We start from the raw sequence: 24,537 nt of genomic DNA, 5'->3' as shown, positions 1-24,537 counted from the left end.
TCGGCGACCGACGACAACGCGGCGGACGTGCGTGCCGAGCCCCGCGGCCCCGGGGTGATCCGAAAGACACGCCCTAGCCCGGGGCGCCCGACGAGAAGCGGCGCAGCAGCGGGGACAGGACCAGGACCGACTTGGTCCGCTCGACGAACGGCTCGCCGGCGATCCGTTCCAGCACCCGCTCGAAGTGGCGCATGTCGGAGGCGAAGACCTGGGCGATCGCGTCCGCGTCGCCGGTGACGGTCGACGCGGCCACGACCTCCTGGTAGCGCTCCAGACCCCGCTGGATGGTCTCCGGCGAGGTGTTGCGCCGGCAGTAGATCTCGATGTACCCCTCGGTCTCCCAGCCGAGCGCCGCCGGGTCCACCCGGACGGTGAACCCGGTGATGGCTCCGGTGGCCCGGAGCCGGTCCACGCGCCGCTTCACCGCGGGCGCGGACAGGCCGACCATCTGTCCGATGTCCGCGTAGGAGCGGCGGGCGTCCTCGGCGAGGGCGTGCACAATGCGTTCGTCGAGATCGTTCAGCACAGGGGGTGGTTCACTTCTTCGGGATCGGTCACTTCTCTGCCGTCACCGCGAGTTCCTCACCGGTCGCGAGACGGGAACGGCGATAGCCGTACAGGAAGTAGAACACGAGCCCGGCGGCCATCCAGCATCCGAAGACGACCCAGGTGACGGTGTCGAGGCTGGACATGTTGTAGGCGCAGAACAGGAAGCCCAGCACCGGCAGGACCGGCCCGAACGGCACCTTGAACGTGCGCTCCAGCTCCGGGCGCTTGTAGCGCAGCACGATCACCGCGATGTTGACCAGGCCGAAGGCGAACAGCGTGCCGATGCTGGTGGCGTCGACGAGCTTGCCGAGCGGGATGAGGGCGGCGAGCACACCGCAGAACAGGGAGACGATCACCGTGTTCAGCCGGGGCGCGCCCGTCTTCGGGTGGATCTTGCCGAGCGCCTTGGGCATCAGGCCGTCGCGGGACATCGCGAAGAGGATGCGGGTCTGGCCGTACAGCACGGTGAGGACCACGCTGGCGATGGAGATGACCGCGCCCAGGGCGAGCAGCGTGCCCCAGAAGGTCTGGCCGCTGACATCGTCCATGATCGCGGCGAGGGTCGCCTCGGAACCGTCGAACTTCTTCCAGTTCCAGGCGCCGACGGCGACACCCGCGACCAGCACGTACAGCGCGGTCACGATGATCAGCGACAGCATGATGGCCCGCGGCAGGTCCCGCTTGGGGTCCTTGGCCTCCTCACCGGCGGTGGAGGCGGCGTCGAAGCCGATGTACGAGAAGAACAGCGTGGCGCCGGCGGCGCTGACCCCGGTCATGCCGAGCGGCATGAAGTCCCGGTAGTTGCCGGACTTGAAGCCCATGACGCCGATCGCGCAGAACAGCACCAGGGCGGCGATCTTCACACTGACCATGATCGTGTTGGCGCGGGCGGACTCCCGCGCCCCGCCGAGCAGGAACACCATCGCCAGCAGGACGACGATCAGGGCGGGCAGGTTGATGATGCCGCCCTCGCCCGGCGCCGAGGACAGGGCGCTCGGGATGGTGACGCCGATGGTGCCGTCGAGCAGCTCGTTCAGGTACTGGCCCCAGCCGACGGCGACGGCGGCCACCGACACGCCGTACTCCAGCACCAGACACCAGCCGCAGATCCAGGCGACCAGCTCACCCAGCGTTGCGTACGCATACGAGTAGGAGGAACCGGCGACCGGGATGCTGCCCGCCAGCTCGGCGTAGGAGAGCGCCGAGAACAGCGCCGTGAGGCCGGCGATCACGAAGGACAGGGTGACCGCGGGGCCGGCCTCCGGGACGGCGTCGCCGAGGACGACGAAGATGCCCGTGCCGAGCGTGGCGCCGATGCTGATCATGGTCAGCTGCCACAGCCCCAGGGAGCGCCGAAGCTGCCCTCCCTCACCCTGGCCGCCTTCCGCGACCAGGCGTTCCACGGGCTTGCGACGCATCAGGCGCGCGGCGACGCCCGGGGACGCGGGGACGGCCGGTATCGGGTTCTGCGGGGGTGCGCCTTGATCGAGCACGCGCTGGCTCCTTGTTCGCTGCCGTCGTTCGGGGGGTACGGACCGGCAGGACAGCCGGCCGTCGTGGTGGGGACCGGGGGAGCCTGCGAGGGCAGGAACCGACCGAGCGGGGTCCCCGCCACACACGTACTAGCGCAGCACCCTATGAGGCGGGCCTTAACGGGCGTAATGCAGCAACCTTGCGCATCCCCGCATGATCATTGCGTTCATCCGGCCCGAATGACAAATCGTTGCGCGCACGCTGTCGACCGTTGCGCAGCGATCTTGCGGGCGCCTGCGGGGCCGTTCCGGCGAGGGCGTGGGGTCGTCCCGGCGGGGACGCGGCGAACGTCCCGGCGGGGACGCGGCAAACGTCCCGACGAGGACGCGGGGATCGTCCCGGCGAGCGCGTGGCGGCCGTCGTGGCGAGGACGTGGCGGACGTCCTTGCGAGGACGCGGGGATCGTCCCGGCGAGGACGTGGCGGACGTCCCGGCGTGGACGTGGCGGACGTCCTTGCGAGGACGCGGGGATCGTCCCGGCGAGAGCATGGCGGCCGTCCCGGCGAGGACGTGGCGGACGTCCTTGCGAGGACGCGGGGATCGTCCCGGCGAGAGCGTGGCGGCCGTCCCGGCGAGGACGCGGCGGACGTCCCGGCGAGCGCGTGGCGGCCGTCGTGGCGAGGACGCGGCGGACGTCCTTGCGAGGACGCGGGGATCGTCCCGGCGAGCGCGTGGCGGCCGTCCCGGCGAGGACGCGGCGAACATCTCGGCGAGGACGCGGTGATCGTCTTGGCGAGAGCATGGCGAACGTCCCAACCAGGACACAGCGAACATCCCGACCAGGACACAGCGAACGTCCCGACGAGAGCGTGGCGAGCGTCCCGGCGAGGACGCGGCGAACGTCCCAGCAAGGACGCGGCAAATGTCCCCACGAGAGCATGGCGGACGTCCCGGCGAGGACGTGGCGGACGGCGTGGCGCGTGCCTGGCAGCCGTTGCGTGCGGTGATGCCGACGGCCCCCGCCCGTTCCCTGGCTCGGGAGCGGGCGGGGGCCGTGGGGACGGGTGCCGGGGTCTAGCTCCAGCTGGCGTGCAGCGGCTTGCCCTCGGCGTAGCCGGCCGCGCTCTGGATGCCGACGATGGCCTTCTCGGCGAACTCCTCCAGGGAGCCGGCGCCGGCGTAGGTGCAGGAGGAGCGGACGCCCGCGATGATCGAGTCGATCAGGTCCTCGACGCCCGGGCGGGCCGGGTCGAGGAACATGCGGGAGGTGGAGATGCCCTCCTCGAACAGCGCCTTGCGGGCCCGGTCGTACGCGGACTCGTCGGACGTCCGGTTGGCCACGGCACGCGCGGAGGCCATGCCGAACGACTCCTTGTACGCACGGCCGTTGGCGTCGTGCTGGAGGTCGCCCGGGGACTCGTAGGTGCCCGCGAACCAGGAGCCGACCATCACGTTGGACGCGCCGGCCGCGAGGGCCATGGCGACGTCACGCGGGTGGCGGACACCGCCGTCGGCCCACACGTGCTTGCCGTACTTCCTCGCCTCGGCGGCGCACTCCAGGACGGCGGAGAACTGGGGCCGGCCCACACCGGTCATCATGCGGGTGGTGCACATGGCGCCCGGGCCGACACCGACCTTGATGATGTCCGCGCCGGCGTCGACCAGGTCCTTGACGCCCTCGGCGGAGACGATGTTGCCCGCGACGATCGGCACCCGCGGGTCGAGCGCCCGCACCAGCCTGACGGCGCTGATCATCGACTCCTGGTGGCCGTGCGCGGTGTCGATGACGAGCGTGTCCACGCCCGCGTCCAGCAGCTGCTTGGCCTTGCCCGCCACATCGCCGTTGATGCCGACGGCGGCGGCGACGCGGAGCCTGCCGTTCGCGTCCACGGCGGGCGTGTACAGCGTGGCGCGCAGGGCGCCCTTGCGGGTGAGGATGCCGGCCAGCCTGCCGTCCTTGTCGACGGCCGGGGCGTAACGGCGGTTGTGCTGGTCGAGGGTGTTGAAGGCCTCGCGCGGGTCTATGTCCGCGTCCAGCAGGAGCAGGTCCTTGGACATGACCACTTCGAGCTGGGTGAAGCGGTCGACGCCGGACAAGTCGGCGTCGGTGACGACACCGACGGGCCGCCGGTCGCCGTCCACGACCACGCCGGCGTTGTGCGCCCGCTTGGGCAGCAGGGCGAGCGCGTCGGCGACGGTCTGGTGCGGGGCCAGCACGATCGGGGTGTCCAGGACCAGGTGGCGGCTCTTCACCCAGGAGAGCACGTCGGTGACGACGTCGATCGGGATGTCCTGCGGGATGACCACCAGGCCGCCCCGGCGGGCCACCGTCTCGGCCATCCGGCGGCCGGCGATGGCGGTCATGTTGGCGACGACGAGCGGGATGGTGGTGCCCGTGCCGTCCGGCGAGCTGAGGTCCACGCCCTGCCGCGAGCCGACCGCGGAGCGGCTCGGCACCATGAACACGTCGTCGTACGTCAGGTCGTACGCGGGCTGGATGTCATTGAGGAAACGCACGTGCTGCACATCCCAGTCGATCAGAGGCGGCCCCCGGACAGGTGTGCCAGGGGGAAAGAGCACGTACTTCATTGTCCCATGTCGGGGGCCCTGTCATGCCCCGACGGAACCTCCAGGGTCGCCACCGGTCGGCTGGGAGGTTCCTCCAAGGGCGAGCGCGACGGTGAGCGCCGGCATCACGCGGACGGCCTGCGCGAAGACCTCCCGCGCGGTCTCCCACTCCTGCGGCCGCCGCTCGGCGTAGCCCTCCCAGCCGCGTACGACGACCAGCAGGCCGCCTCCCCCGGCCTCCTCGGGCCACACGGACGGGTCGGACATGGAGTCGGCCAGCGCGTCCCAGTTGCGACCGAACCAGTCGGGCAGCGACAGGGCCCGGGCGGCGCGCTCCATCAGGCCGGCCCGGTCGGTGACGCCGTCCAGGTCGAGCGCGACCACGAAACGGCCGGTCAGGTCTTCGGTCATCTCAGCACCGCCCGGAAGGACTCGTAGTGGTCATCGGTGTAGTACGTCTCCCCGCCCTGCCCGGTGACCAGGCGCCGGGCCCCGCGGTCGGGTGAGCCGGGGGTCGGCACGGTGTACTCGTGGTAGTAGCCGCGCCGGTGCTCCGGCAGACGCCTCTCGAAGTTCCCGAAGACGGTCCCGTCCTTGGCATAGGGGTAGGGGCCGCCCCGGTCGACGAGGGCGAGCGTCCTGCGGGCCTCGGCCGGCAGCCGGGACTCCTCGACGGTGGCCATGCCCCGGGCCCAGGGCGGGACGGAGGTGCGCGTGCTCGGCGGGGCCGGGGCGGAACCGCCGGCGCACCCCGTCAGGAGGACGGCGAGACAGACCAGCAGCCCGGCGAGGACGCGGGGGACGAACCGTGGCAGCATGCGGACGATGCTGCCACGGCCGTCGCGGCACAACCCGTACTCAGACCCCGTCGGGGTCCTGGCGGTTGAGCGCCGGCTTCGGCGTCGGGCCCGCCGTCATCAGGTAGTCGGCGGCCGACGTGTCGGTGACCAGGCTGGTCACCAGCCCGGAACGCAGCACCGCGTCGATCGCGGAGGCCTTGCGCTGTCCGCCCGCGATGGCCACGACCTCCGGGATGCGCCGCAGCTGGTCGGCCTTGACCGTGATGCACCGCTCCCCCAGGTCCCGCCCGATGCGGCGCCCCTCGGCGTCGAAGAGGTGCGCCGACATCTCGGCGGCGACGCCGAGCGAGGCGTAGTGCGCGCGCTCCTCGTCGCTCAGCATGTCGTGCACGGTCGAGATGCCCGGCTCCCAGGAGCCGATGGAGACGCAGGCGACGGTGACCTTGTCGAAGTACTCGAAGGCCCGGGCGATCCCGGTCTGGTTGCGCAGCGCCGCCGCGGTGGCCGCGTCCGGCAGCAGCATCGGCGCGTAGATGGGGTGGGCGTCGCCGCCGGACACCTGGGCGGCCCGGCGGACCGCCTCCACCGAGCCGCGCTCGGCGGTCCCGGCGTCGTACACGCCCGTCAGCTGCACCACCGTGCACGGCGGCAGCCGGTCGAGCGCCGCCGCCATGTGGATGGTGGACCGGCCCCAGGCCAGCCCGAGGACGTCCCCCTCGTTGACGAGTTCGCCGAGCAGGTCGGCGGCGACCTCGCCGAGGTTCTCGGGGTCGGGGGTCTCCTCCGACTCGGGCGGGGACTCGACCACGACGGCGTGCCGCAGTCCGTACCGGGCGCGGAGCGCGTCGGAGCGCTCGGCGTCCAGTTCGGCCGGGACGCGGATCTCGATGCGTACGAGATCCCGTTCGAGGGCGGTCTCCAGGACCCGGGCCACCTTGAAGCGGCTGACGCCGAACTCCTCCGCGATCTGGATCTTGGACTTGCCCTCGAGGTAGAAGCGGCGGGCCATGGCCGCCGCCTGCACCAGCTCAGCGGGTCCCATCCGCATGGCTGACCGGCCCGCCGACATACCCGACACGGCGATCTCCTCACTGCTGTTCACACTCTGGATTCGCCGTTCATCCTCGCAGATTCGGCGCGGCTGATCCGCCCTGATGGGCGGCGTTCATTCAAGCGTTCACTTCGCCGTGGTTCAGTGGTCGCATACCCAGGACGCCTGGGCGGTGGCCGCTTCCGCCTGCGTGCGCAGGGCGCGTACGGCCTCCGCCGGGTCGTCCGCCCCGTAGACGGCCGAGCCGGCGACGAACACGTCCGCCCCCGCGTCCGCGCACCGCTCGATCGTCGAGGCCGAGACACCGCCGTCCACCTGCAGCCACAGCTGCAGACCGTGCTTCTTGATCAGCTCACGGGTGCGGCGGATCTTCGGCAGCATGATGTCGAGGAACGCCTGGCCGCCGAAGCCCGGCTCCACCGTCATGACGAGCAGCATGTCCAGTTCCGGGAGCAGGTCCTCGTACGGCTCGATCGGCGTGGCGGGCTTGAGCGCCATGGAGGCGCGGGCACCCTTGGCGCGGATCTCCCGGGCGAGCCGCACGGGTGCGGCGGCCGCCTCCACGTGGAAGGTGACGGAGGAGGCGCCGGCCTCGACGTACTGCGGCGCCCACCGGTCGGGGCCCTCGATCATCAGGTGGCAGTCCAGCGGGGTGTCCGTCGCGCGCGCCAAGGACTCCACCACCGGCACGCCGAGCGTGAGGTTCGGGACGAAGTGGTTGTCCATGACGTCGACGTGGAGCCAGTCGGCGCCTTGGACCGCCTTGGCCTCCTCCGCGAGGCGGGCGAAGTCGGCGGACAGGATGCTGGGGTTGATCTGCACGGCCATGCCCCAAGCCTGCCATGCCGCTGCGCCGGGCTGTAGCGGCGGTCCACGGGTTGAGTTCCGGCTGCGGGCCGGTGGGGGCCGGTCTACGGGCCGGTGGGGGCCGGTCGCGCAGTTCCCCGCGCCCCTTTCGGGGCGCTGCCCTCGACGGCCTCAAGCGGTCCTGCGGATCAGTGCCAGGTACATCGCGTCCGTGCCGTGTACGTGCGGCCAGAGCTGTACGTCCGGGCCCTCGCCGAGGTCGGGTACGCCGGGCAGCAGCGGGCGCGCGTCGATCAGTTCCGTGTCCGGGTGCTGCTTGAGCACGTCGGCGACGACCGCGCGGGTCTCGGCGAGGTGCGGCGAGCAGGTGGCGTAGCCGACGACCCCGCCGACGCGCACCGATTCCAGGGCGGTGCGCAGCAGCCCGCGCTGGAGCGGGGCGAAGTCGTCCAGGTCCTCGGGGCGGCGGCGCCAGCGGGCCTCGGGACGGCGGCGCAGGGCGCCCAGGCCGGTGCAGGGGACGTCCACCAGCACCCGGTCGAAGGTGCCGGGGCGCCACGGCGGACGCGTGCCGTCCGCCGCGATGACCTGGTAGGGGCCGGGGTTGCCGTGCAGCGCCTTGGCCACCAGGCCCGCCCGGTGCGGCTGCTTCTCCGAGGCGAGCAGCGTGGCACCGCGCGCGGCGGCGAGGGCACCCAGCAGCGCGGCCTTGCCGCCCGGGCCGGCGCACCCGTCGAGCCACTTGGCGTCGGGTCCGTCGAGCGGCGCGGCGGCCAGCGCGAGGGCGACCAGCTGACTGCCCTCGTCCTGGACGCCGGCGCGGCCCTCGCGGACGGCCTCGACCGCACCGGGCTCACCGCCCTCGGTGAGCCGCACGGCGTACGGCGACCAGCGTCCGGGCACGGCGGCGTCCTCGCGGAGCAGCTCCTCGGCGGTGGCCCGCCCCGGCCGGGCGACCAGCGTCACCTCGGGCCGCTCGTTGTCGGCCGCCAGCAGCGCCTCGATGCCGGCCCGGCCGCCGCCGAGGGAGTCCCACAGCGCGGAGACGACCCAGCGGGGGTGCGAGTGCACGACGGCGAGGTGGTCCTCGGGGTCGTCGTCGTAGGGCGGTGCGACCTTCTCGATCCACCCGTCGAGGTCGTGCTGGGCCACCTTGCGCAGCACGGCGTTGACGAACTTCGCCCGCCCGTCCCCGAGCACCACCCGGGCCAGCTCGACGGCGGAGGAGACGGCGGCGTGCGTGGGGATGCGCGTGCCGAGCAGCTGGTGCGTGCCCAGGCTCAGCACGTCCAGCACCGGCGGGTCGACCTCGCGCAGCGGCCGGTCGACGCAGGCGGCGATGACGGCGTCGTACGTGCCCTGCCGGCGCAGCGTGCCGTACACCAGCTCGGTGGCGAGGGCGGCGTCCCGGGCGTCGAAGTCGCCCTTCTCGCGGGCCTTCCTGAGCAGCGGCGGCAGCACGAGGTTGGCGTATGCGTCCCGCTCGTCCACCGCGCGCAGTGCCTCGAAGGCGAGGAAGCGGACGGGGTCCTTCTGGGGACGACGGTAGGGCTTGGCGGGCTTGCGCGGCCGCCGGGACTGCTCGCTCACGAAAAAGGTGCTCCGGGTGTGAAGAAGAGACTGCGCCCCAAGCCTACGTCGCGTTCCCCGCCCTCCGACCGCAGCCCGCCCCGCGGACCGTTCCGGCCCCGCGGACCGTTCCCACCCCGCGGACCGCTTCCCGCCCTACGACCGTTCCCCGGCCTTGGCCGCTTCCGGCCCTCAGACCACTTCTCCCCCGGACCGCTTTCCGCTGTCCGACGTTCCCCGACCCGTCGAGACCAATGTGATCTCCGCGCTCGGCTTCGCCCAGAAGACCTGGCAGACCTAACAGACCTGGCAGAAGGACAACGCCGGCCGGACCGTTCCCCGACCCGCGGACCGTTCCCGCCCCGCAGGCAGGCCCCCCGCTCTCCGGTCGGCCGGGTCTTCTCAGCCGCCGAGGGTCTCGGTGTCCGTGATGCGGACGCCGCGGGCCCAGTCGGCGGCGCGCATCGGCTTCTTGCCCTGGGCCTGCACCCACAGCAGCTCGACGGCGTGCGAACCGGTGCCCACGTGCACGCTGTTCTTGCCCACCGCGAGCCGGCCCGGCGCGAGGTCGGTCCGCTCGGGGACGGGCGCGACCTGGATGAGCTTCAGCCGCTCGCCGCGGAAGACGGTCCACGCGCCGGGCGCCGGCGTGCAGCCGCGCACCACCCGGTCGACGCGCAGCGCGGGCGCCGCCCAGTCCACCTGGGCGTCCTCCACGGTGATCTTCGGGGCGAGGGAGACGCCCTCGGCGGGCTGCGGCACGGCCTTCAGGGTGCCGTCCTCGATGCCGTCCATGGTGGCGGCGAGCAGCCCCGCGCCCGCGAAGGCGAGCCGGGTGAGCAGGTCGCCGCTGGTGTCGGTGGGACGGACCTCCTCGGTCACCGTGCCGTAGACGGGCCCGGAGTCCAGGCCCTCCTCGATGAGGAAGGTGGACGCCCCGGTGATCTCGTCGCCCGCCATGACGGCGTGCTGCACCGGCGCCGCGCCGCGCCAGGCGGGCAGCAGCGAGAAGTGCAGGTTGACCCAGCCGTGGGCGGGGATGTCCAGGGCGGCCTTGGGCAGCAGGGCGCCGTAGGCGACGACCGGGCAGCAGTCCGGGGCGATCTCCCGCAGCCGTTCGAGGAACTCCGGGTCCCGGGGCTTCAGCGGCTTCAGCACCTCGATCCCGGCCTCCTCCGCCCGCTCGGCCACGGGCGACGCGACCAGCCGGCGCCCGCGCCCGGCCGGCGCGTCGGGCCGCGTGACGACGGCGGCCACCTCGTGCCGGCCGGAGGCGAGCAGGGCGTCCAGAGCGGGAACGGCGACCTCGGGGGTACCGGCGAAGACGAGCTTCATGGGCGGGTTCGGGCCTCTCGGGCGGGGTCGGGCGGGCAGCGCACCAGTCTATGACCATGAACGGCGCACGAGTGGATGGGCGGGCGTACGCATATGCCCGTACGCCCCCACCCCGTGACCAGCGGAGCGTCGGAGCGTTGGTCAAGAAAGAGTTGACCACATCGGGCCGTTTCGCGGCCCAATTCCTTTCAACGCCGGTTCGAGAGGCTTGTTCATGGCCGACCACGCAACCCACGACGCCCAGGCCCGGGCCAGCCTGCACTTGCTGGTGCGGGACATCGAGCGGGTCCGCCGGCAGGTGGACGCGCTGCGCACGCTCACCGCCCAGCTGGGCAACGTCTACCGCCCGCGCCGTACCGGCCCGTCCACGGGCTTCGTCGTCTACGGACGTGCCCCCGCGCCGACGGTCCGCCTCGCCCAGGAACTCCGGGACAGTGTCGAGACCCTGGTCACGGCCGCCGTGGACTTCGACCGCTCGCTCGGCTTCTCGTGGGACGCGGTGGGCTCGGCGCTCGGGGTCACCAAGCAGGCAGTGCACCGCCGCTACGGCGCCCGCCGCGCCGCGGCGCAGGCGGCGGCCGAGGCGGAGCGGACGTCGGAGCCGTCCGGCACCCGCACGATCAACGTGCCCGCGGGTCTGCCGACGGTGCCCGCGGCCCGCTCCATGCCCACCCAGCCGACCGCGGGCAGCCCCACCCTGCGCGACGACGCCCGCCCGACGGCCTTCCCCAGCCCCCGCAACGGCTGACACCACCCCCGCCCGCCCTCCCGGACGGCCTCCGGGAGGGCCGCCCCGCAGGTGAGTCCCGCGCGACGCTGCCCACGGCGGTCGTGGACCCCCGACGCCCGGCAAGCCACCCTCGGCCTCAGCCGAGGTCACCCCCCCTTCCCCCGATCTCCAGCCGGACGCCCCCGGGCTCAGCCGATGTCCGGTGGATCGATCCGTACCCGGACCGCCTCCCCGCTGCCCCGGGCCATGCGCGCGGCCTGGGCCGTCTTCAGGGCGGCGGCCAGCGCGGCTCCGCTGCCCGGGGGGACGCGGACGAGGACCCGCTCCCAGTGCTCGCCGGGTGGCGGTGCCCCGGGCCGGCGGGGGCCGCCGGGCGGCGGTGGCGGCAGCGGTACCGGCCCCAGCACCTCGGCCTCCGACGGCAGGTCGAGTGCCGTCAGGAACTCGGCGACGGCCGCGGGCGGACCGGCCACGGCCGCCATCCGGGACACCGGCGGGAAACCCAGCTCGGCCCGCTCGGCCAGCTCACGCACGGCGTGCCCGACCGGGTCCCAGCGCACCAGCGCCTGCACGGGCCGCAGGGTCGGCTCGGCCACCACCACCACGGTGCCCCCCTCGCTCTGGGGCCGCACCAGCGCGCCGGCCGCGATCCAGCGGCGCAGCGCGTCCTCACCGGCCCGCAGGTCGGGCCGTACGAGCATGGCCCAGCCGTCCAGCAGCAGGGCCGCCGCGTAGCCGCCCTCGGCGACCGGTTCGGCGCCCGGCGTGCTGACGACCAGCGCGGGTGCGTCCGGGACGGTGTCCAGCACGTGCTCGCGCCCCGAGGTGCGCACCGGAACGGCGGGGAAGGCGCGCCCCAGTTCCTCGGCGGTGCGGCGCGCGCCCACGACCTGGGCGCGGAGCCGGAAGCCGCCGCACTCCGGGCAGTGCCAGGCGCCCTCGTCGCGCCCGCACCAGCCGCACCTCAGCACGCCCGCGTCCTGCCCCTGGAGCGGTCCGGAACAGTGCCGGCACCGGGCGGGCGCCCGGCACTGCGCGCAGGCCATGCGGGGCGCGTAACCGCGCCGGGGAACCTGGACCAGCACGGGCCCGTGCCGCAGCCCGTCGCGGGCCGCCTGCCAGGCGAGGGTGGGCAGCCGCGCGGCGCGGGCGGCCTCGTCGCGCGCGAGGTCGCCGTCGCCGACCGTGCGGACCAGGGGGGCGGTCCGGCGCACCTGCTCCCGGCCGGCGACCAGCGGCCGGGCCCAGCCGCTCTCGACCAGCTGGGCGGCCTCCACCGTGCAACCCCAACTCCCGAGCAGGAAAGCGCACTTGTCCAGCGCGGCGCGCAGCAGGAGCACCTCGCGGGCGTGCGGCTGCGGGGCGTGCTGCTCGCTGTGGCTGTCGTCCCCGTCGTCCCAGATCGCGACGAGCCCCAGGTCCTGGACCGGTGCGAACATCGCCGCCCGGGTCCCGACGACGGCCCGCACGGACCCGCGCCGCACCGCCAGCCACTGCGCGTACCGCTTCTCGGGCCCGGCGTCGGCGGTGAGCAGCGCGTGCCGGCCCGGGCCGAGCAGCGCGGTGAGCGCGGCGTCCACGCGCGCGGCGGAGCGCCCGTCGGGTACGACGACGAGGGCGCCGCGGCCGGAGGCGAGGGCGGCGGCGACGGCCCGGGCCAGCTCCTCGCTCCACCGCGGTCCCGGCAGGGCGTTCCACACGGCCCGGGGGGCTCCGCCGGAGGCGAGCGCGTCGAGGAAGGCGCCCCCGTGCTCGTAGCGCGCCCAGGAGCCGGGCTCCGGCGCCGGTGGCGGGGGCAGGGGGGCGGGAGAGGGCCGCTGCTCGGCACGGGCGTTGCGCGGCGGCACGGCCAGCTGGAGGACGTCGGCGAGGCTGCCCGCGTACCGGTCGGCGACGGCCCGGGCGAGGCCGAGCAGCTCCTCGCTCAGCACCGGCTCCGGGGACACCACCTGGGCGAGCGCGGCCAGCGGCCCGGAGTAGTCGGACTCGGCGCGCCGTTCGACGAGGAAGCCGTCGATCAGTCCGCCGCCCTCGCGGCGGCCCTCCCGCACCCGGTGCCGGCCGGCCCCGAACCGCACCCGCACCCGCACACCGGGCTGCGCCTGGGCGTCCAGCTCCGCGGGCACGGCGTAGTCGAAGTACCGGTCGAGATGGAGCACACCCTTGTCGACCAGCACGCGCGCGACGGGCAGCTCCCCGGCGAGCGCGGCCCCCCGCCAGGTCCGCGGCTTGGCGCGGGGCGCCTTGGCCCGGCGGACGCTCTCCCGGATGAGCGCGAGCTGCTCCGGCGGGGCCCCCTCGGCCCCGCCGTCCCCGTCCGCCCGGGACGCCCCGTTGTCGCTGCTCACGCTTGCATTCTTACCAAACGGCACCGACAACGGCGCCGGGCCCGGGCTCCGCACCCGGACGGCACCCCACCGCCGGGCCGTACCGGGGGCGGGGCGGCCCTCCGGGGTCCGCGCCGCCTCCGGGCCGGCCGGCCGGGAACGCGCCGTGGCCCGGCCCCCTGGAGGGAGGGCCGGGCCACGGCGGACGGGCGGGGGCGGGTTACAGGCCCGCTGCGGCGCGCAGGGCGTCCACGCGGTCCGTGCGCTCCCAGGTGAAGTCGGGCAGCTCGCGGCCGAAGTGGCCGTAGGCCGCGGTCTGGGAGTAGATCGGGCGGAGCAGGTCGAGGTCGCGGATGATGGCGGCCGGGCGCAGGTCGAAGACCTCGTCGATCGCCTTCTCGATCTTCTCGGGGTCGATCTTGTGGGTGCCGAAGGTCTCCACGAAGAGACCGACCGGCTCGGCCTTGCCGATCGCGTACGCGACCTGGACCTCGCAGCGGGAGGCCAGCCCGGCCGCCACGACGTTCTTGGCCACCCAGCGCATGGCGTACGCCGCCGAGCGGTCGACCTTGGACGGGTCCTTGCCGGAGAAGGCACCGCCGCCGTGGCGGGACATGCCGCCGTAGGTGTCGATGATGATCTTGCGGCCGGTGAGGCCGGCGTCGCCCATCGGGCCGCCGATCTCGAAGCGCCCGGTCGGGTTGACCAGCAGGCGGTAGCCCTCGGTGTCCAGCTTGATGCCCTCTTCCAGGAGCGCCTTCAGCTCCGGCTCCACGACGAACTCGCGGATGTCGGGGGCGAGCAGCGACTCCAGGTCGATGTCGGAGGCGTGCTGGGAGGAGACGACCACCGTGTCGAGACGGACGGCCTTGTCGCCGTCGTACTCGATGGTGACCTGCGTCTTGCCGTCGGGACGCAGGTAGGGGATGGTGCCGTTCTTGCGGACCTCGGACAGGCGCTTGGACAGCCGGTGCGCCAGGAAGATCGGCAGCGGCATGAGGGTGGGCGTCTCGTCGGACGCGTAGCCGAACATCAGGCCCTGGTCGCCCGCGCCCTGCTTGTCCAGTTCGTCGTCGTCGCCCTCGACCCGGGCCTCGTACGCCGCGTCGACACCCTGCGCGATGTCCGGGGACTGCGCGCCGATGGACACCGAGACGCCACAGGAGGCGCCGTCGAAGCCCTTCTTGGAGGAGTCGTAGCCGATCTCCAGGATCTTGCTGCGGACGAGCGTCGCGATGTCCGCGTAGGCCTTGGTCGTCACCTCGCCGGCCACGTGCACCAGGCCGGTGGTGATCAACGTCTCCACGGCGACCCGGGAAGACGGGTCCTCACGCAGAAGGGCGTCGAGAATGGTGTCGCTGATCTGGTCAGCGATCTTGTCGGGGTGACCTTCGGTCACGGACTCCGAGGTGAACAGGCGACGGGACACAACGCTCCCTGTGGTTGCAGCGGCTGCTGGCTGATCATTTGCGGTCGGCGCTGGGCTGCGCCTGGCGTCGACCGTAAAACAGTTTATCGGGCGCACTCGGTCCGCTGGCCACCGTCTCGCCTGTCGGGAGCGCTGTGACCTGCGGCACGGGCATTCTGCACAATGGCTAGCCGCCTTGGCCAGGGCCGCCACGCCCGATTCCGGCGTGGCGTGAACCCGATCCCGGTTTCCCCCGGCCGGGTGCGGACGGCTAGCCCAGACGCCGTACGACCAGGTCCCAGACGGTGTCGGCGAGGGCCTCCTTGGGTCCGTGCGGCACGGGGGTCTCGCTGCCGTCGGCGCCCAGGACGACGGCCTCGTTCTCCTCGGCGCCGAAGGTCTTGCGCTCCCCCACCTCGTTGACCACGAGGAGGTCGCAGCCCTTCCGGGCGAGCTTGGTGCGGCCGTTGGCGAGGACGTCGTCGGTCTCGGCGGCGAAGCCGACGATCACCTGCCCGGGGCGGGCGCGGTCCGCCGAAATCTCCGCGAGAATGTCCGGATTCCGTACCAGGACGATCGGGTCGGGCTCCTGGCCGTCCTTCTTCTTGATCTTCCCGGTGGCGTAGGCGGCCGGGCGGAAGTCGGCGACGGCGGCGGCCATGACCACGGCGTCCGCGTCGGCGGCGGCCTTCAGGACGGCCTCGCGCAGCTGCACGGCGGTGCCGACGCGGACGACGTCCACGCCCGCCGGGTCGGGCAGGCCGGTGTTGGCCGAAATCAGCGTCACCCGGGCACCGCGGGCGGCGGCGGTGCGGGCGAGCGCGTAGCCCTGCTTGCCGGAGGAGCGGTTGCCGAGGAAGCGGACCGGGTCGAGGGGTTCGCGGGTGCCGCCGGCCGAGACGACGACGTGCCGGCCCGCCAGGTCGGGTCCGGTGACGCCACGGGCCAGCACCCGGCGGCACACCTCGAAGATCTCCGCCGGGTCGGGCAGCCGCCCCTTCCCGGTGTCGACGCCGGTGAGCCGGCCGACGGCGGGCTCGACGACGACGGCGCCGCGGCGGCGCAGCGTGGCCACGTTCTCCTGGGTGGCCGGGTGCTCCCACATCTCGGTGTGCATCGCGGGGGCGAAGACGACCGGGCAGCGGGCGGTGAGCAGGGTGTTGGTCAGCAGGTCGTCGGCGAGGCCGTGGGCGGCCTTGGCGAGCATGTCGGCGGTGGCCGGGGCCACGACCACCAGGTCGGCGTGCTGGCCGATGCGGACGTGCGGGACCTCGTGGACGTCGTCCCACACGCCGGTCGAGACCGGGTTGCCGGAGAGGGCGGACCAGGTGGCGGCGCCGACGAAGTGCAGCGCGGAGGCGGTGGGAACCACGCGGACGTCATGGCCCGACTCCGTGAACCTCCTCAGCAGCTCACAGGCCTTGTAGGCGGCGATGCCACCGCTGACCCCCAGCACGACCTTCGGCTTGTCCACCATGGCTCCTCGCGTTCGAAAATCTGCAACACCCATGACACACCACAGGCCCGGCAGCATGACTGCCGGGCCTGTGGATAAGTCAATCGCGATCTGAAAGTACTACTGCGCCGGGCCCTCGACGGCCTCGGAGGTCAGCAGACCGGCGTTGATCTCGCGCAGGGCGATCGAGAGCGGCTTCTCGTGGACGTGGGTGTCGACGAGCGGACCGACGTACTCGAGGAGGCCTTCACCGAGCTGCGAGTAGTACGCGTTGATCTGGCGGGCACGCTTGGCCGCGTAGATCACGAGGCTGTACTTCGAGTCGGTCGCCTCGAGGAGCTCGTCGATCGGCGGGTTGATGATGCCCTCGGGCGCGGTGATGGAAGAGGACACGCTCTACCTTCCGATGGATGGGAAAGAATCAGACATCGTGATCACAGTCACGATCACACAACGTCCATCAAGGCTAGCAGCTCGCGGGCCACGTCCTCGACGGAGGTGTTGACCAAGGTCACATCGAACTCCGGCTCGGCCGCCAGCTCGGTCCGCGCCGCCGCCAGGCGGCGCTCGATGACCTCGGGCGGCTCGGTCCCCCGGCCGGTCAGCCTGCGCACCAGCTCCTCCCAGGAGGGCGGGGCCAGGAACACCAGCTGGGCGTCGGACAGCGACTCGCGGACCTGCCGGGCGCCCTGGAGGTCGATCTCCAGCAGGACCGGCTCGCCGTTCTCCAGCCGCTCCTGCACGGCCGCGCGCGGCGTGCCGTAGCGGTTGCCGGCGAACTCGGCCCACTCCAGCAGCTCGCCGTTGGCGATCAGCTTGTCCATCTCGTCGTCGGTGACGAAGAAGTAGTGGACTCCGTGCTGCTCGCCGGGGCGCGGCTTGCGGGTCGTCGCCGACACCGAGAGCCAGACCTCGGGGTGTTCCTTGCGCATATGGGCGACGACCGTGCTCTTGCCGACCCCCGAGGGGCCGGAGAGCACGGTCAGCCGCGGACGTTCACTCATGCAGCGATTATTCCAGCAATCCCGGGGTGCCCGGGACTCCCTGCCCGCCGGGAGGCGGACTCAGGAGCCGGTGCTGCCGAACTCACGCTCCAGGGAAGCGATCTGGTTGGAACCGAGGCCGCGCACGCGACGGCTCTCGGAGATGCCCAGACGCTCCATGATCTGCTTGGCGCGGACCTTGCCCACGCCCGGCAGCGACTCGAGAAGGGCGGAGACCTTCATCTTGCCGATGACGTCGTTCTCCTGGCCCTGCTTGATGACCTCGTGCAGGGAAGCGCCGGAGTGCTTGAGTCGATTCTTGACCTCGGCCCGCTCCCGGCGAGCCGCGGCGGCCTTTTCGAGCGCGGCTGCGCGCTGTTCAGGGGTAAGGGGCGGAAGAGCCACGCCTACGTCACCTCGGATGTCGAACTGTCGGATACGGACCGGTGAGGAACCTAGTCGCCCCACACCTGGGGAGCTACGAGCAACACGCTGCCCGTCCTCCCCCACTGCCTGAAGGGCGTGGGAGGTTCCCCCACTGCTCGGAGACTAGCGGTCAAGTCCGCCAGAGTCAGCGAGAACAGCGGAAAAGTCCTGGTCAGCCTCCGTCAGGCCGGACATTTCAGACATACTGCCCCGGATTTGAGGATGTAATCACCCTCAGGCCGGCACGATCCCGCTCGGCCGGGCACCCGGCCGGCACTCAGACCCCGGCGACGGCCGCCCGGATCTCGGCCGCGAACCGCTCGGCCGCCCCGCGCAGCGCCCCGGCGTCCGGACCGTGACGCAGAACACCCCGGCTGACGTTCGGCACGACGTTGCGGACGGCCGGTCCGAAGACCCGGGGAAGATCGGCCGGCGTCGCGCCCTGCGCCCCGATCCCCGGCGCCAGGAGCGGCCCGTTGATGTCCAGGTCGTACGTGGACAGGTCGCCGAGCGTGGCGCCGACGACCGCGCCGAAGGAGCCGAGCGGCTCCTCCCCCGCGTTCTCGGCCGCCAGGTGCGCCAGCATGGTCGCCCCGACGCTCCGGCCGTCGGCGCGCACCGCGTGCTGCACCTCGCCGCCCTCGGGGTTCGAGGTCAGCGCCAGCACGAACAGGCCGGCGCCGCTCTCCCGGGCCAGCGCGACGGCCGGGCTGAGCGAGCCGTAGCCGAGGTACGGCGAGACGGTCAGGGCGTCGGAGAACAACGGGGCGTCCGGGTGCAGGAACGACTCGGCGTAGGCGGCCATCGTGGAGCCGATGTCGCCGCGCTTGGCGTCCGTCACGACCAGGGCGCCGGCGGCCCGTGCCTCCTGAACGGACTTCTCCAGGACGGCCAGGCCGCGCGAGCCGAACCGCTCGAAGAAGGCGCTCTGCGGCTTCAGGACCGCCACCCGGTCGGCCACGGCCTCGACGACCGTGCGGCTGAACCGCTCCAGACCGGCGACGTCGTCGTCCAGGCCCCACTCGGCGAGCAGGGAGGCGTGCGGGTCGATGCCGACGCACAGCGGGCCGCGCTCGTCCATGGCACGGCGCAGCCGGGCGCCGAAGGGCTCCAACGGGCTCATGCGGGCTTCCTCACGTCGGCGCCGACCGCGTCGGCGAGGGTGGCGTACGGGCTGGTGCGCAGGCGGGCGGCGAGGCCCTTGTGGACGGCCCGCGACCAGAAGGGACCCTCGTAGATGAAGGCGCTGTAGCCCTGGACCAGCGTGGCACCGGCCAGGATGCGCTGCCAGGCGTCCTCGGCCGTCTCGACGCCGCCGACACCCACCAGGGTGATCCGGTCGCCCACGCGCGCGTACAGGCGGCGCAGGACCTCCAGGGAGCGCGCCTTGAGCGGGGCGCCGGACAGACCGCCGGTCTCCTTCACCAGCGACGGCGCCGACCGCAGGCCGAGTCCCTCGCGCGCGATGGTGGTGTTGGTGGCGATGATCCCGTCCAGGCCCAGCTCCACGGCGAGGTCGGCCACGGCGTCCACGTCCTCGTCGGCGAGATCGGGGGCGATCTTCACCAGGAGGGGGACGCGGCGGTTGGCGACCGTGCGGTCGGCCGCCTCGCGCACGGCGGTGAGCAGCGGACGCAGATGGTCCACCGCCTGGAGGTTCCGCAGGCCGGGCGTGTTCGGGGAGGAGACGTTGACGACCAGGTAGTCGGCGTACGGCGCCAGGCGCTCGGCGGACTTCACGTAGTCGGCGACGGCCTCGGCCTCCGGGACGGCCTTGGTCTTGCCGATGTTGACGCCGACCACGGTCCGGAAGACCGGCTCACGGGTGGCCAGGCGGGCCGCCACGGTGAGGGAGCCGTCGTTGTTGAAGCCCATGCGGTTGATCAGGGCGCGGTCCGCGACCAGGCGGAACAGCCGCTTCCTGGGGTTGCCGGGCTGCGGCTCGCCCGTCACCGTGCCGATCTCGACGTGGTCGAAGCCCAGCATCGACATCCCGTCGACGGCGACGGCGTTCTTGTCGAAGCCCGCGGCGAGTCCGAACGGGCCGTGCATGCGCAGTCCGAAGGCCTCGGTGCGCAGTTCCTTGTACCGGGGCGCGAGGGCGGCCGCGACGAAGGTGCGCAGCACGGGGACGCGGGCGGCGAGACGGATCCAGCGGAAGGCCAGGTGGTGGGCCTTCTCGGGGTCCATGCGCTGGAAGACCAGCTTGAAGAAGATGGTGTACATGGTGTCCTCGTGAAGAGGGGGACACCGTTTCCGGTGTCCCCCTCGGGGCTGCTAGTCGCGGGCCGCGGTCAGGTGGGCCGCGTGTTCCTGGAGCGAGCGGACGCCCACGTCGCCGTGGTTGAGGGCGTCGATGCCCTGGACCGCCGCCGCGAGCGCCTGGACGGTCGTCAGGCACGGCACGGAGCGGGCCACCGCGGCCGTACGGATGTCGTAGCCGTCGAGGCGGCCGCCGGTGCCGTACGGCGTGTTGACGATGAGGTCGACCTCGCCGTCGTGGATGAGCTGGACGATGGTCCGCTCGCCGTTCGGGCCGGTGCCCTCGGACTGCTTGCGCACGACCGTGGCGTTGATCCCGTTGCGCTTGAGGACCTCGGCGGTGCCGGAGGTGGCCAGCAGCTCGAAGCCGTGGGCGACCAGCTCGCGCGCCGGGAAGATCATCGAGCGCTTGTCGCGGTTGGCGACCGAGATGAAGGCGCGGCCCTTGGTGGGCAGCGGGCCGTAGGCGCCGGCCTGCGACTTGGCGTACGCCGTGCCGAAGACGGAGTCGATGCCCATGACCTCGCCGGTGGAGCGCATCTCCGGGCCGAGGACGGTGTCCACGCCGCGGCCCTGGATGTCACGGAAGCGCGACCACGGCATGACGGCCTCCTTGACGGAGATCGGCGCGTCCAGCGGCAGCTCGCCGCCGTCGCCCTGCTGCGGCAGCAGCCCCTCGGCGCGCAGCTCGGCGATGGTCGCGCCCAGCGAGATGCGGGCGGCGGCCTTCGCCAGCGGCACCGCGGTCGCCTTGGAGGTGAACGGGACCGTGCGGGAGGCGCGCGGGTTGGCCTCCAGGACGTAGAGGATGTCGCCGGCCATCGCGAACTGGATGTTGATCAGGCCGCGCACGCCGACGCCCTTGGCGATGGCCTCGGTGGAGGCGCGCAGCCGCTTGATGTCGAAGCCGCCGAGGGTGATCGGGGGCAGGGCGCACGCCGAGTCGCCGGAGTGGATGCCGGCCTCCTCGATGTGCTCCATGACGCCGCCGAGGTACAGCTCCTCGCCGTCGTAGAGCGCGTCGACGTCGATCTCGATCGCGTCGTCCAGGAAGCGGTCGACGAGGACCGGCCGGGAGGGGCTGATCTCGGTGGACTCGGCGATGTAGGAGGCGAGGCGGGTCTCGTCGTAGACGATCTCCATGCCGCGCCCGCCGAGGACGTACGACGGCCGGACCAGGACCGGGTAGCCGATCTCGTCGGCGATGGCCTTGGCCTCCGCGAAGGTGGTGGCCGTGCCGTGCTTGGGCGCGGGCAGGCCGGCCTCGGCGAGGACCCGGCCGAAGGCGCCCCGGTCCTCGGCCGCGTGGATGGCCTCGGGGGACGTGCCCACGATCGGCACGCCGTTGTCCTTGAGCGCCTGCGACAGGCCCAGCGGGGTCTGCCCGCCGAGCTGCACGATCACGCCCGCGACCGGACCGGCCTGCTGCTCGGCGTGGACGATCTCCAGCACGTCCTCCAGCGTCAGCGGCTCGAAGTACAGGCGGTCGGAGGTGTCGTAGTCCGTGGAGACGGTCTCCGGGTTGCAGTTGACCATCACGGTCTCGTACCCGGCGTCGGACAGCGCGAAGGAGGCGTGGACGCAGGAGTAGTCGAACTCGATGCCCTGGCCGATGCGGTTCGGGCCGGAGCCCAGGATGATCACCGCGGGCTTCTCGCGGGGCGCGACCTCGGTCTCCTCGTCGTAGGAGGAGTAGAAGTACGGTGTCTTCGCGGCGAACTCGGCGGCGCAGGTGTCGACCGTCTTGTAGACCGGGCGGACGCCGAGGGCGTGCCGGACCTCGCGGACGACGTCCTCGCGCAGACCGCGGATCTCGGCGACCTGCTGGTCGGAGAAGCCGTGCCGCTTGGCCTCGGCGAGCAGCTCGCGGGTCAGCTCCGGCGCCTCGCCTAGCTCGTCCGCGATCTCCTTGATCAGGAAGAGCTGGTCGACGAACCACGGGTCGATCTTCGTGTAAGCGAAGACCTCCTCGGCGGTGGCGCCCGCGCGGATGGCCTGCATGACCGTGTTGATCCGGCCGTCGGTGGGCCGTACGGCCTCTTCGAGGAGGGCGGTCTTGTCGCCGGGGTCCCCCACGAAGGTGAACTGGCTGCCCTTCTTCTCCAGGGAGCGCAGCGCCTTCTGGAAGGCCTCGGGGAAGTTGCGGCCGATGGCCATGGCCTCGCCGACCGACTTCATGGTGGTGGTCAGCGTGGAGTCGGCCTGCGGGAACTTCTCGAAGGCGAACCGGGGGGCCTTGACGACCACGTAGTCGAGCGTGGGCTCGAAGGAGGCCGGGGTCTCCTGCGTGATGTCGTTCGGGATCTCGTCCAGCGTGTAGCCGACGGCCAGCTTGGCGGCGATCTTGGCGATCGGGAAGCCGGTGGCCTTGGAGGCGAGCGCGGAGGACCGGGACACGCGCGGGTTCATCTCGATGACGATCACGCGGCCGTCCTCGGGGTTCACCGCGAACTGGATGTTGCAGCCGCCGGTGTCGACGCCGACCTCGCGGATGATCGCGATGCCGACATCGCGCAGCACCTGGTACTCGCGGTCGGTCAGCGTCATCGCCGGGGCGACGGTGATCGAGTCGCCGGTGTGCACGCCCATGGGGTCGAAGTTCTCGATGGAGCAGACGACCACGACGTTGTCGTTCTTGTCGCGCATCAGCTCCAGCTCGTACTCCTTCCAGCCGAGGATGGACTCCTCCAGGAGCACCTCGGTGGTCGGGGAGAGCGTGAGGCCCTGGCCGGCGATGCGGCGCAGCTCCTCCTCGTCGTGCGCGAAGCCGGAGCCGGCGCCGCCCATGGTGAAGGACGGGCGGACGACGACCGGGTAGCCGCCGAGGGTCTCGACGCCCTTGAGGACGTCGTCCATGGAGTGGCAGATGACCGAGCGGGCGGACTCGCCGTGCCCGATCTTCTTGCGGACCTCCTCCACGACGTCCTTGAACAGGTCGCGGTCCTCGCCCTTGTGGATCGCCTCGGGCTTGGCGCCGATCAGCTCCACGCCGTACTTCTCCAGGACACCGTTCTCGTGCAGCGAGATGGCGGTGTTCAGGGCCGTCTGGCCGCCCAGGGTGGGGAGCAGGGCGTCGGGGCGCTCCTTGGCGATGATCTTCTCGACGAACTCGGGGGTGATCGGCTCGACGTAGGTGGCGTCGGCGATCTCCGGGTCGGTCATGATCGTCGCCGGGTTGGAGTTGACCAGGACGACGCGCAGGCCTTCGGCCTTGAGCACGCGGCACGCCTGGGTGCCGGAGTAGTCGAACTCGGCGGCCTGGCCGATGACGATCGGGCCGGAGCCGATGACCAGGACGGACTGGATATCGGTGCGCTTAGGCACGCTGGCCCTCCATCAGGGAAACGAAGCGGTCGAAGAGGTAGGCGGCGTCGTGCGGGCCGGCGGCCGCTTCGGGGTGGTACTGGACGGAGAAGGCCGGCTGGTCGAGCAGCTGCAGCCCCTCCACGACGTCGTCGTTCAGGCAGACGTGCGAGACCTCGGCACGGCCGAACTTCGTCTCGCTGACCTTGTCGAGCGGCGCGTCCACGGCGAAGCCGTGGTTGTGCGCGGTGACCTCGACCTTGCCGGTCGTACGGTCCTGGACCGGCTGGTTGATGCCCCGGTGGCCGTACTTCAGCTTGTAGGTGCCGAAGCCGAGGGCGCGGCCGAGGATCTGGTTGCCGAAGCAGATGCCGAACAGGGGCGTCCGGCGCTCCAGGACGGCGCTCATCAGCGCGACCGGACCGTCGGCGGTGGCCGGGTCGCCCGGACCGTTGGAGAAGAACACACCGTCCGGGTCGACGGCGTAGACGTCCTCGGGCGTGGCGGTGGCGGGCAGGACGTGCACCTCGATGCCGCGCTCGGCCATGCGGTGCGGGGTCATGCCCTTGATGCCGAGGTCGATGGCGGCGACCGTGAACCGCTTCTCGCCGACCGCCGGGACGACGTACGCCTCCTTGGTGGCCACCTCCTCGTAGAGGCTCGCGCCCTTCATCTGGGGCTGGGCCTGCACGCGCGCCAGCAGCTCCGCGTCGGGGGCCACGTCCGCGCCGGAGAAGATGCCGGCCCGCATGGAGCCGCGCTCGCGCAGGTGGCGGGTGAGGGCCCGGGTGTCGATGCCGCTGATGCCGACGACGCCCTGCCGCTCCAGCTCGTCGTCCAGGGAGCGCTTGGCCCGCCAGTTGGACGGCACGCGCGCGGGGTCGCGCACGACGTAGCCGGAGACCCAGATCCGGCTCGACTCGTCGTCCTCGTCGTTCCAGCCCGTGTTGCCGATCTGGGGGGCGGTCGCGACGACGATCTGGCGGTCGTACGAGGGGTCGGTGAGGGTCTCCTGGTAGCCGGTCATGCCGGTGGAGAACACGGCCTCGCCGAAGGTCTCCCCCACGGCCCCGTAGGCGCGACCGCGGAAGATGCGGCCGTCCTCCAGGACGAGTACGGCGGGAAGCGCCTGGTTCCTCTGGGAGGAGCTTCCCCTGGTGGAGGTCGTCATCGTGCGCCTTCCGTGTCGTTGATCATCTGGTTCAGGGTGTCGACCCACTCGGTGTGCTCGGCCGCCCGGTCGGAGCGGAACCCGGAGTCGATCAGTTTGTCGCCGTGTGCCCAGGTCACCACCAGCAGTCCGCCCTCGGTGAGGACCTTGCCGGCGATGCCCTTGTCGAGGCGGGCGCCGCGCAGGGCGGCCGTGGGGACGAAGAAGTCGGCCGCTCCGGGGCGCTCGACCTCCAGGCCCGCGTCGGTCAGGGTGAGCTCGGCCCGGCTGCGGGTGCCCAGGCCGTGGGCCACGATGCGGTCCAGCCACTGCCCGGCGG

At 72.5% G+C, this 24,537-nt stretch carries 21 protein-coding genes; 1 reads left to right on the top strand and 20 read right to left on the bottom strand.

Features of this window, described 5'->3' with window-relative positions; all coding sequences use genetic code 11:
* Window positions 1-73 precede the first annotated feature (73 nt).
* From IE312_RS28125 to fmt, 9 genes are all read right to left on the bottom strand, one after another.
* Window positions 74-526, bottom strand: coding sequence for an Lrp/AsnC family transcriptional regulator (locus IE312_RS28125; RefSeq protein ID WP_030343799.1), 453 nt, complete (start codon window positions 524-526; stop codon window positions 74-76).
* 28 nt (window positions 527-554) lie between these two features.
* Complete coding sequence (locus IE312_RS28120) at window positions 555-2,042, bottom strand: amino acid permease (protein WP_189985099.1); 1,488 nt, start codon at window positions 2,040-2,042, stop codon at window positions 555-557.
* A gap of 1,054 nt (window positions 2,043-3,096) precedes the next feature.
* Window positions 3,097-4,539 (bottom strand): GuaB1 family IMP dehydrogenase-related protein, encoded by a 1,443-nt coding sequence (locus IE312_RS28115; RefSeq protein ID WP_189985098.1) that lies wholly within the window; start codon window positions 4,537-4,539, stop codon window positions 3,097-3,099.
* A gap of 93 nt (window positions 4,540-4,632) precedes the next feature.
* Window positions 4,633-5,001, bottom strand: coding sequence for a barstar family protein (locus IE312_RS28110; protein ID WP_189985097.1), 369 nt, complete (start codon window positions 4,999-5,001; stop codon window positions 4,633-4,635).
* Complete coding sequence (locus IE312_RS28105) at window positions 4,998-5,408, bottom strand: guanyl-specific ribonuclease (protein ID WP_189985096.1); 411 nt, start codon at window positions 5,406-5,408, stop codon at window positions 4,998-5,000. Before IE312_RS28105 ends, IE312_RS28110 begins: the two co-directional genes overlap by 4 nt.
* Before the next feature lie 40 nt (window positions 5,409-5,448).
* Window positions 5,449-6,492 (bottom strand): sugar-binding transcriptional regulator, encoded by a 1,044-nt coding sequence (locus tag IE312_RS28100; RefSeq protein WP_189985095.1) that lies wholly within the window; start codon window positions 6,490-6,492, stop codon window positions 5,449-5,451.
* Window positions 6,493-6,582: 90 nt separating this feature from the next.
* Window positions 6,583-7,269 (bottom strand): ribulose-phosphate 3-epimerase, encoded by a 687-nt coding sequence (gene rpe / locus IE312_RS28095; protein WP_189985094.1) that lies wholly within the window; start codon window positions 7,267-7,269, stop codon window positions 6,583-6,585.
* Between the two features lie 150 nt (window positions 7,270-7,419).
* Window positions 7,420-8,838 (bottom strand): RsmB/NOP family class I SAM-dependent RNA methyltransferase, encoded by a 1,419-nt coding sequence (locus IE312_RS28090; RefSeq protein WP_189985093.1) that lies wholly within the window; start codon window positions 8,836-8,838, stop codon window positions 7,420-7,422.
* Between the two features lie 381 nt (window positions 8,839-9,219).
* A complete protein-coding gene (gene fmt, locus IE312_RS28085; protein ID WP_189985092.1) occupies window positions 9,220-10,152 on the bottom strand; it encodes a methionyl-tRNA formyltransferase in 933 nt (310 codons plus the stop codon).
* Between the two features lie 214 nt (window positions 10,153-10,366).
* On the opposite strand from fmt, the gene IE312_RS28080 reads away from it, so the two are divergent.
* Window positions 10,367-10,900: a hypothetical protein gene (locus IE312_RS28080; RefSeq protein ID WP_189985091.1), complete on the top strand. Its 534-nt coding sequence runs from the start codon at window positions 10,367-10,369 to the stop codon at window positions 10,898-10,900.
* Window positions 10,901-11,070: 170 nt separating this feature from the next.
* On the opposite strand, the gene IE312_RS28075 is transcribed toward IE312_RS28080, so the two are convergent.
* The 11 genes from IE312_RS28075 to IE312_RS42145 all read right to left on the bottom strand — a co-directional run.
* On the bottom strand, window positions 11,071-13,230 hold the full coding sequence (locus IE312_RS28075) for a primosomal protein N' (protein ID WP_189985090.1): 2,160 nt from the start codon (window positions 13,228-13,230) through the stop codon (window positions 11,071-11,073).
* A 199-nt stretch (window positions 13,231-13,429) separates the two neighbouring features.
* Window positions 13,430-14,638 carry a methionine adenosyltransferase gene (metK, locus tag IE312_RS28070; protein WP_189985089.1) on the bottom strand — a complete coding sequence of 403 codons (1,209 nt, stop codon included), beginning with the start codon at window positions 14,636-14,638 and terminating at the stop codon, window positions 13,430-13,432.
* A gap of 250 nt (window positions 14,639-14,888) precedes the next feature.
* On the bottom strand, window positions 14,889-16,094 hold the full coding sequence (coaBC, locus tag IE312_RS28065; RefSeq protein ID WP_189985088.1) for a bifunctional phosphopantothenoylcysteine decarboxylase/phosphopantothenate--cysteine ligase CoaBC: 1,206 nt from the start codon (window positions 16,092-16,094) through the stop codon (window positions 14,889-14,891).
* A 99-nt stretch (window positions 16,095-16,193) separates the two neighbouring features.
* Entirely contained in the window at window positions 16,194-16,466 is a 273-nt protein-coding gene (gene rpoZ, locus IE312_RS28060; RefSeq protein ID WP_003982715.1) for a DNA-directed RNA polymerase subunit omega, read from the bottom strand.
* A gap of 53 nt (window positions 16,467-16,519) precedes the next feature.
* Complete coding sequence (gene gmk, locus IE312_RS28055; protein ID WP_189985087.1) at window positions 16,520-17,077, bottom strand: guanylate kinase; 558 nt, start codon at window positions 17,075-17,077, stop codon at window positions 16,520-16,522.
* Window positions 17,078-17,137: 60 nt separating this feature from the next.
* On the bottom strand, window positions 17,138-17,461 hold the full coding sequence (locus tag IE312_RS28050) for an integration host factor (RefSeq protein ID WP_003977346.1): 324 nt from the start codon (window positions 17,459-17,461) through the stop codon (window positions 17,138-17,140).
* A gap of 298 nt (window positions 17,462-17,759) precedes the next feature.
* Window positions 17,760-18,605, bottom strand: a complete 846-nt coding sequence (pyrF, locus tag IE312_RS28045; protein ID WP_189985086.1) for an orotidine-5'-phosphate decarboxylase — start codon at window positions 18,603-18,605, stop codon at window positions 17,760-17,762.
* Window positions 18,602-19,708 carry a quinone-dependent dihydroorotate dehydrogenase gene (locus tag IE312_RS28040; RefSeq protein ID WP_189985085.1) on the bottom strand — a complete coding sequence of 369 codons (1,107 nt, stop codon included), beginning with the start codon at window positions 19,706-19,708 and terminating at the stop codon, window positions 18,602-18,604. The genes pyrF and IE312_RS28040 overlap by 4 nt, the downstream gene beginning before the upstream one ends.
* Before the next feature lie 51 nt (window positions 19,709-19,759).
* Window positions 19,760-23,068, bottom strand: a complete 3,309-nt coding sequence (gene carB / locus IE312_RS28035; protein ID WP_189985084.1) for a carbamoyl-phosphate synthase large subunit — start codon at window positions 23,066-23,068, stop codon at window positions 19,760-19,762.
* Window positions 23,061-24,218: a glutamine-hydrolyzing carbamoyl-phosphate synthase small subunit gene (carA, locus tag IE312_RS28030; RefSeq protein ID WP_189985083.1), complete on the bottom strand. Its 1,158-nt coding sequence runs from the start codon at window positions 24,216-24,218 to the stop codon at window positions 23,061-23,063. Before carA ends, carB begins: the two co-directional genes overlap by 8 nt.
* Window positions 24,215-24,537, bottom strand: a 323-nt coding sequence (locus IE312_RS42145) for a PH-like domain-containing protein (RefSeq protein WP_440862371.1), incomplete at its 5' end; no start/stop codon positions are given. The genes carA and IE312_RS42145, both read right to left, overlap by 4 nt.

Origin of the sequence: Streptomyces capoamus, assembly GCF_014654935.1 — a bacterium.
In the GTDB taxonomy this organism is placed as follows: domain Bacteria; phylum Actinomycetota; class Actinomycetes; order Streptomycetales; family Streptomycetaceae; genus Streptomyces; species Streptomyces capoamus.
The sequence above is the reverse complement of the archived record's forward strand: the minus strand, read 5'-3'. Positions and strand labels throughout refer to the sequence as shown.

Bases quoted from the DNA above. Each gene is read 5' to 3' on its own strand.
- IE312_RS28110 (WP_189985097.1), bottom strand. From the start codon at position 5,001: ATGACCGAAGACCTGACCGGCCGTTTCGTGGTCGCGCTCGACCTGGAC.
- IE312_RS28105 (WP_189985096.1), bottom strand. From the start codon at position 5,408: ATGCTGCCACGGTTCGTCCCCCGCGTCCTCGCCGGGCTGCTGGTCTGT.
- rpe (WP_189985094.1), bottom strand. From the start codon at position 7,269: ATGGCCGTGCAGATCAACCCCAGCATCCTGTCCGCCGACTTCGCCCGC.
- fmt (WP_189985092.1), bottom strand. From the start codon at position 10,152: ATGAAGCTCGTCTTCGCCGGTACCCCCGAGGTCGCCGTTCCCGCTCTG.
- IE312_RS28080 (WP_189985091.1), top strand. From the start codon at position 10,367: ATGGCCGACCACGCAACCCACGACGCCCAGGCCCGGGCCAGCCTGCAC.
- coaBC (WP_189985088.1), bottom strand. From the start codon at position 16,094: ATGGTGGACAAGCCGAAGGTCGTGCTGGGGGTCAGCGGTGGCATCGCC.
- gmk (WP_189985087.1), bottom strand. From the start codon at position 17,077: ATGAGTGAACGTCCGCGGCTGACCGTGCTCTCCGGCCCCTCGGGGGTC.
- pyrF (WP_189985086.1), bottom strand. From the start codon at position 18,605: ATGAGCCCGTTGGAGCCCTTCGGCGCCCGGCTGCGCCGTGCCATGGAC.
- IE312_RS28040 (WP_189985085.1), bottom strand. From the start codon at position 19,708: ATGTACACCATCTTCTTCAAGCTGGTCTTCCAGCGCATGGACCCCGAG.
- carA (WP_189985083.1), bottom strand. From the start codon at position 24,218: ATGACGACCTCCACCAGGGGAAGCTCCTCCCAGAGGAACCAGGCGCTT.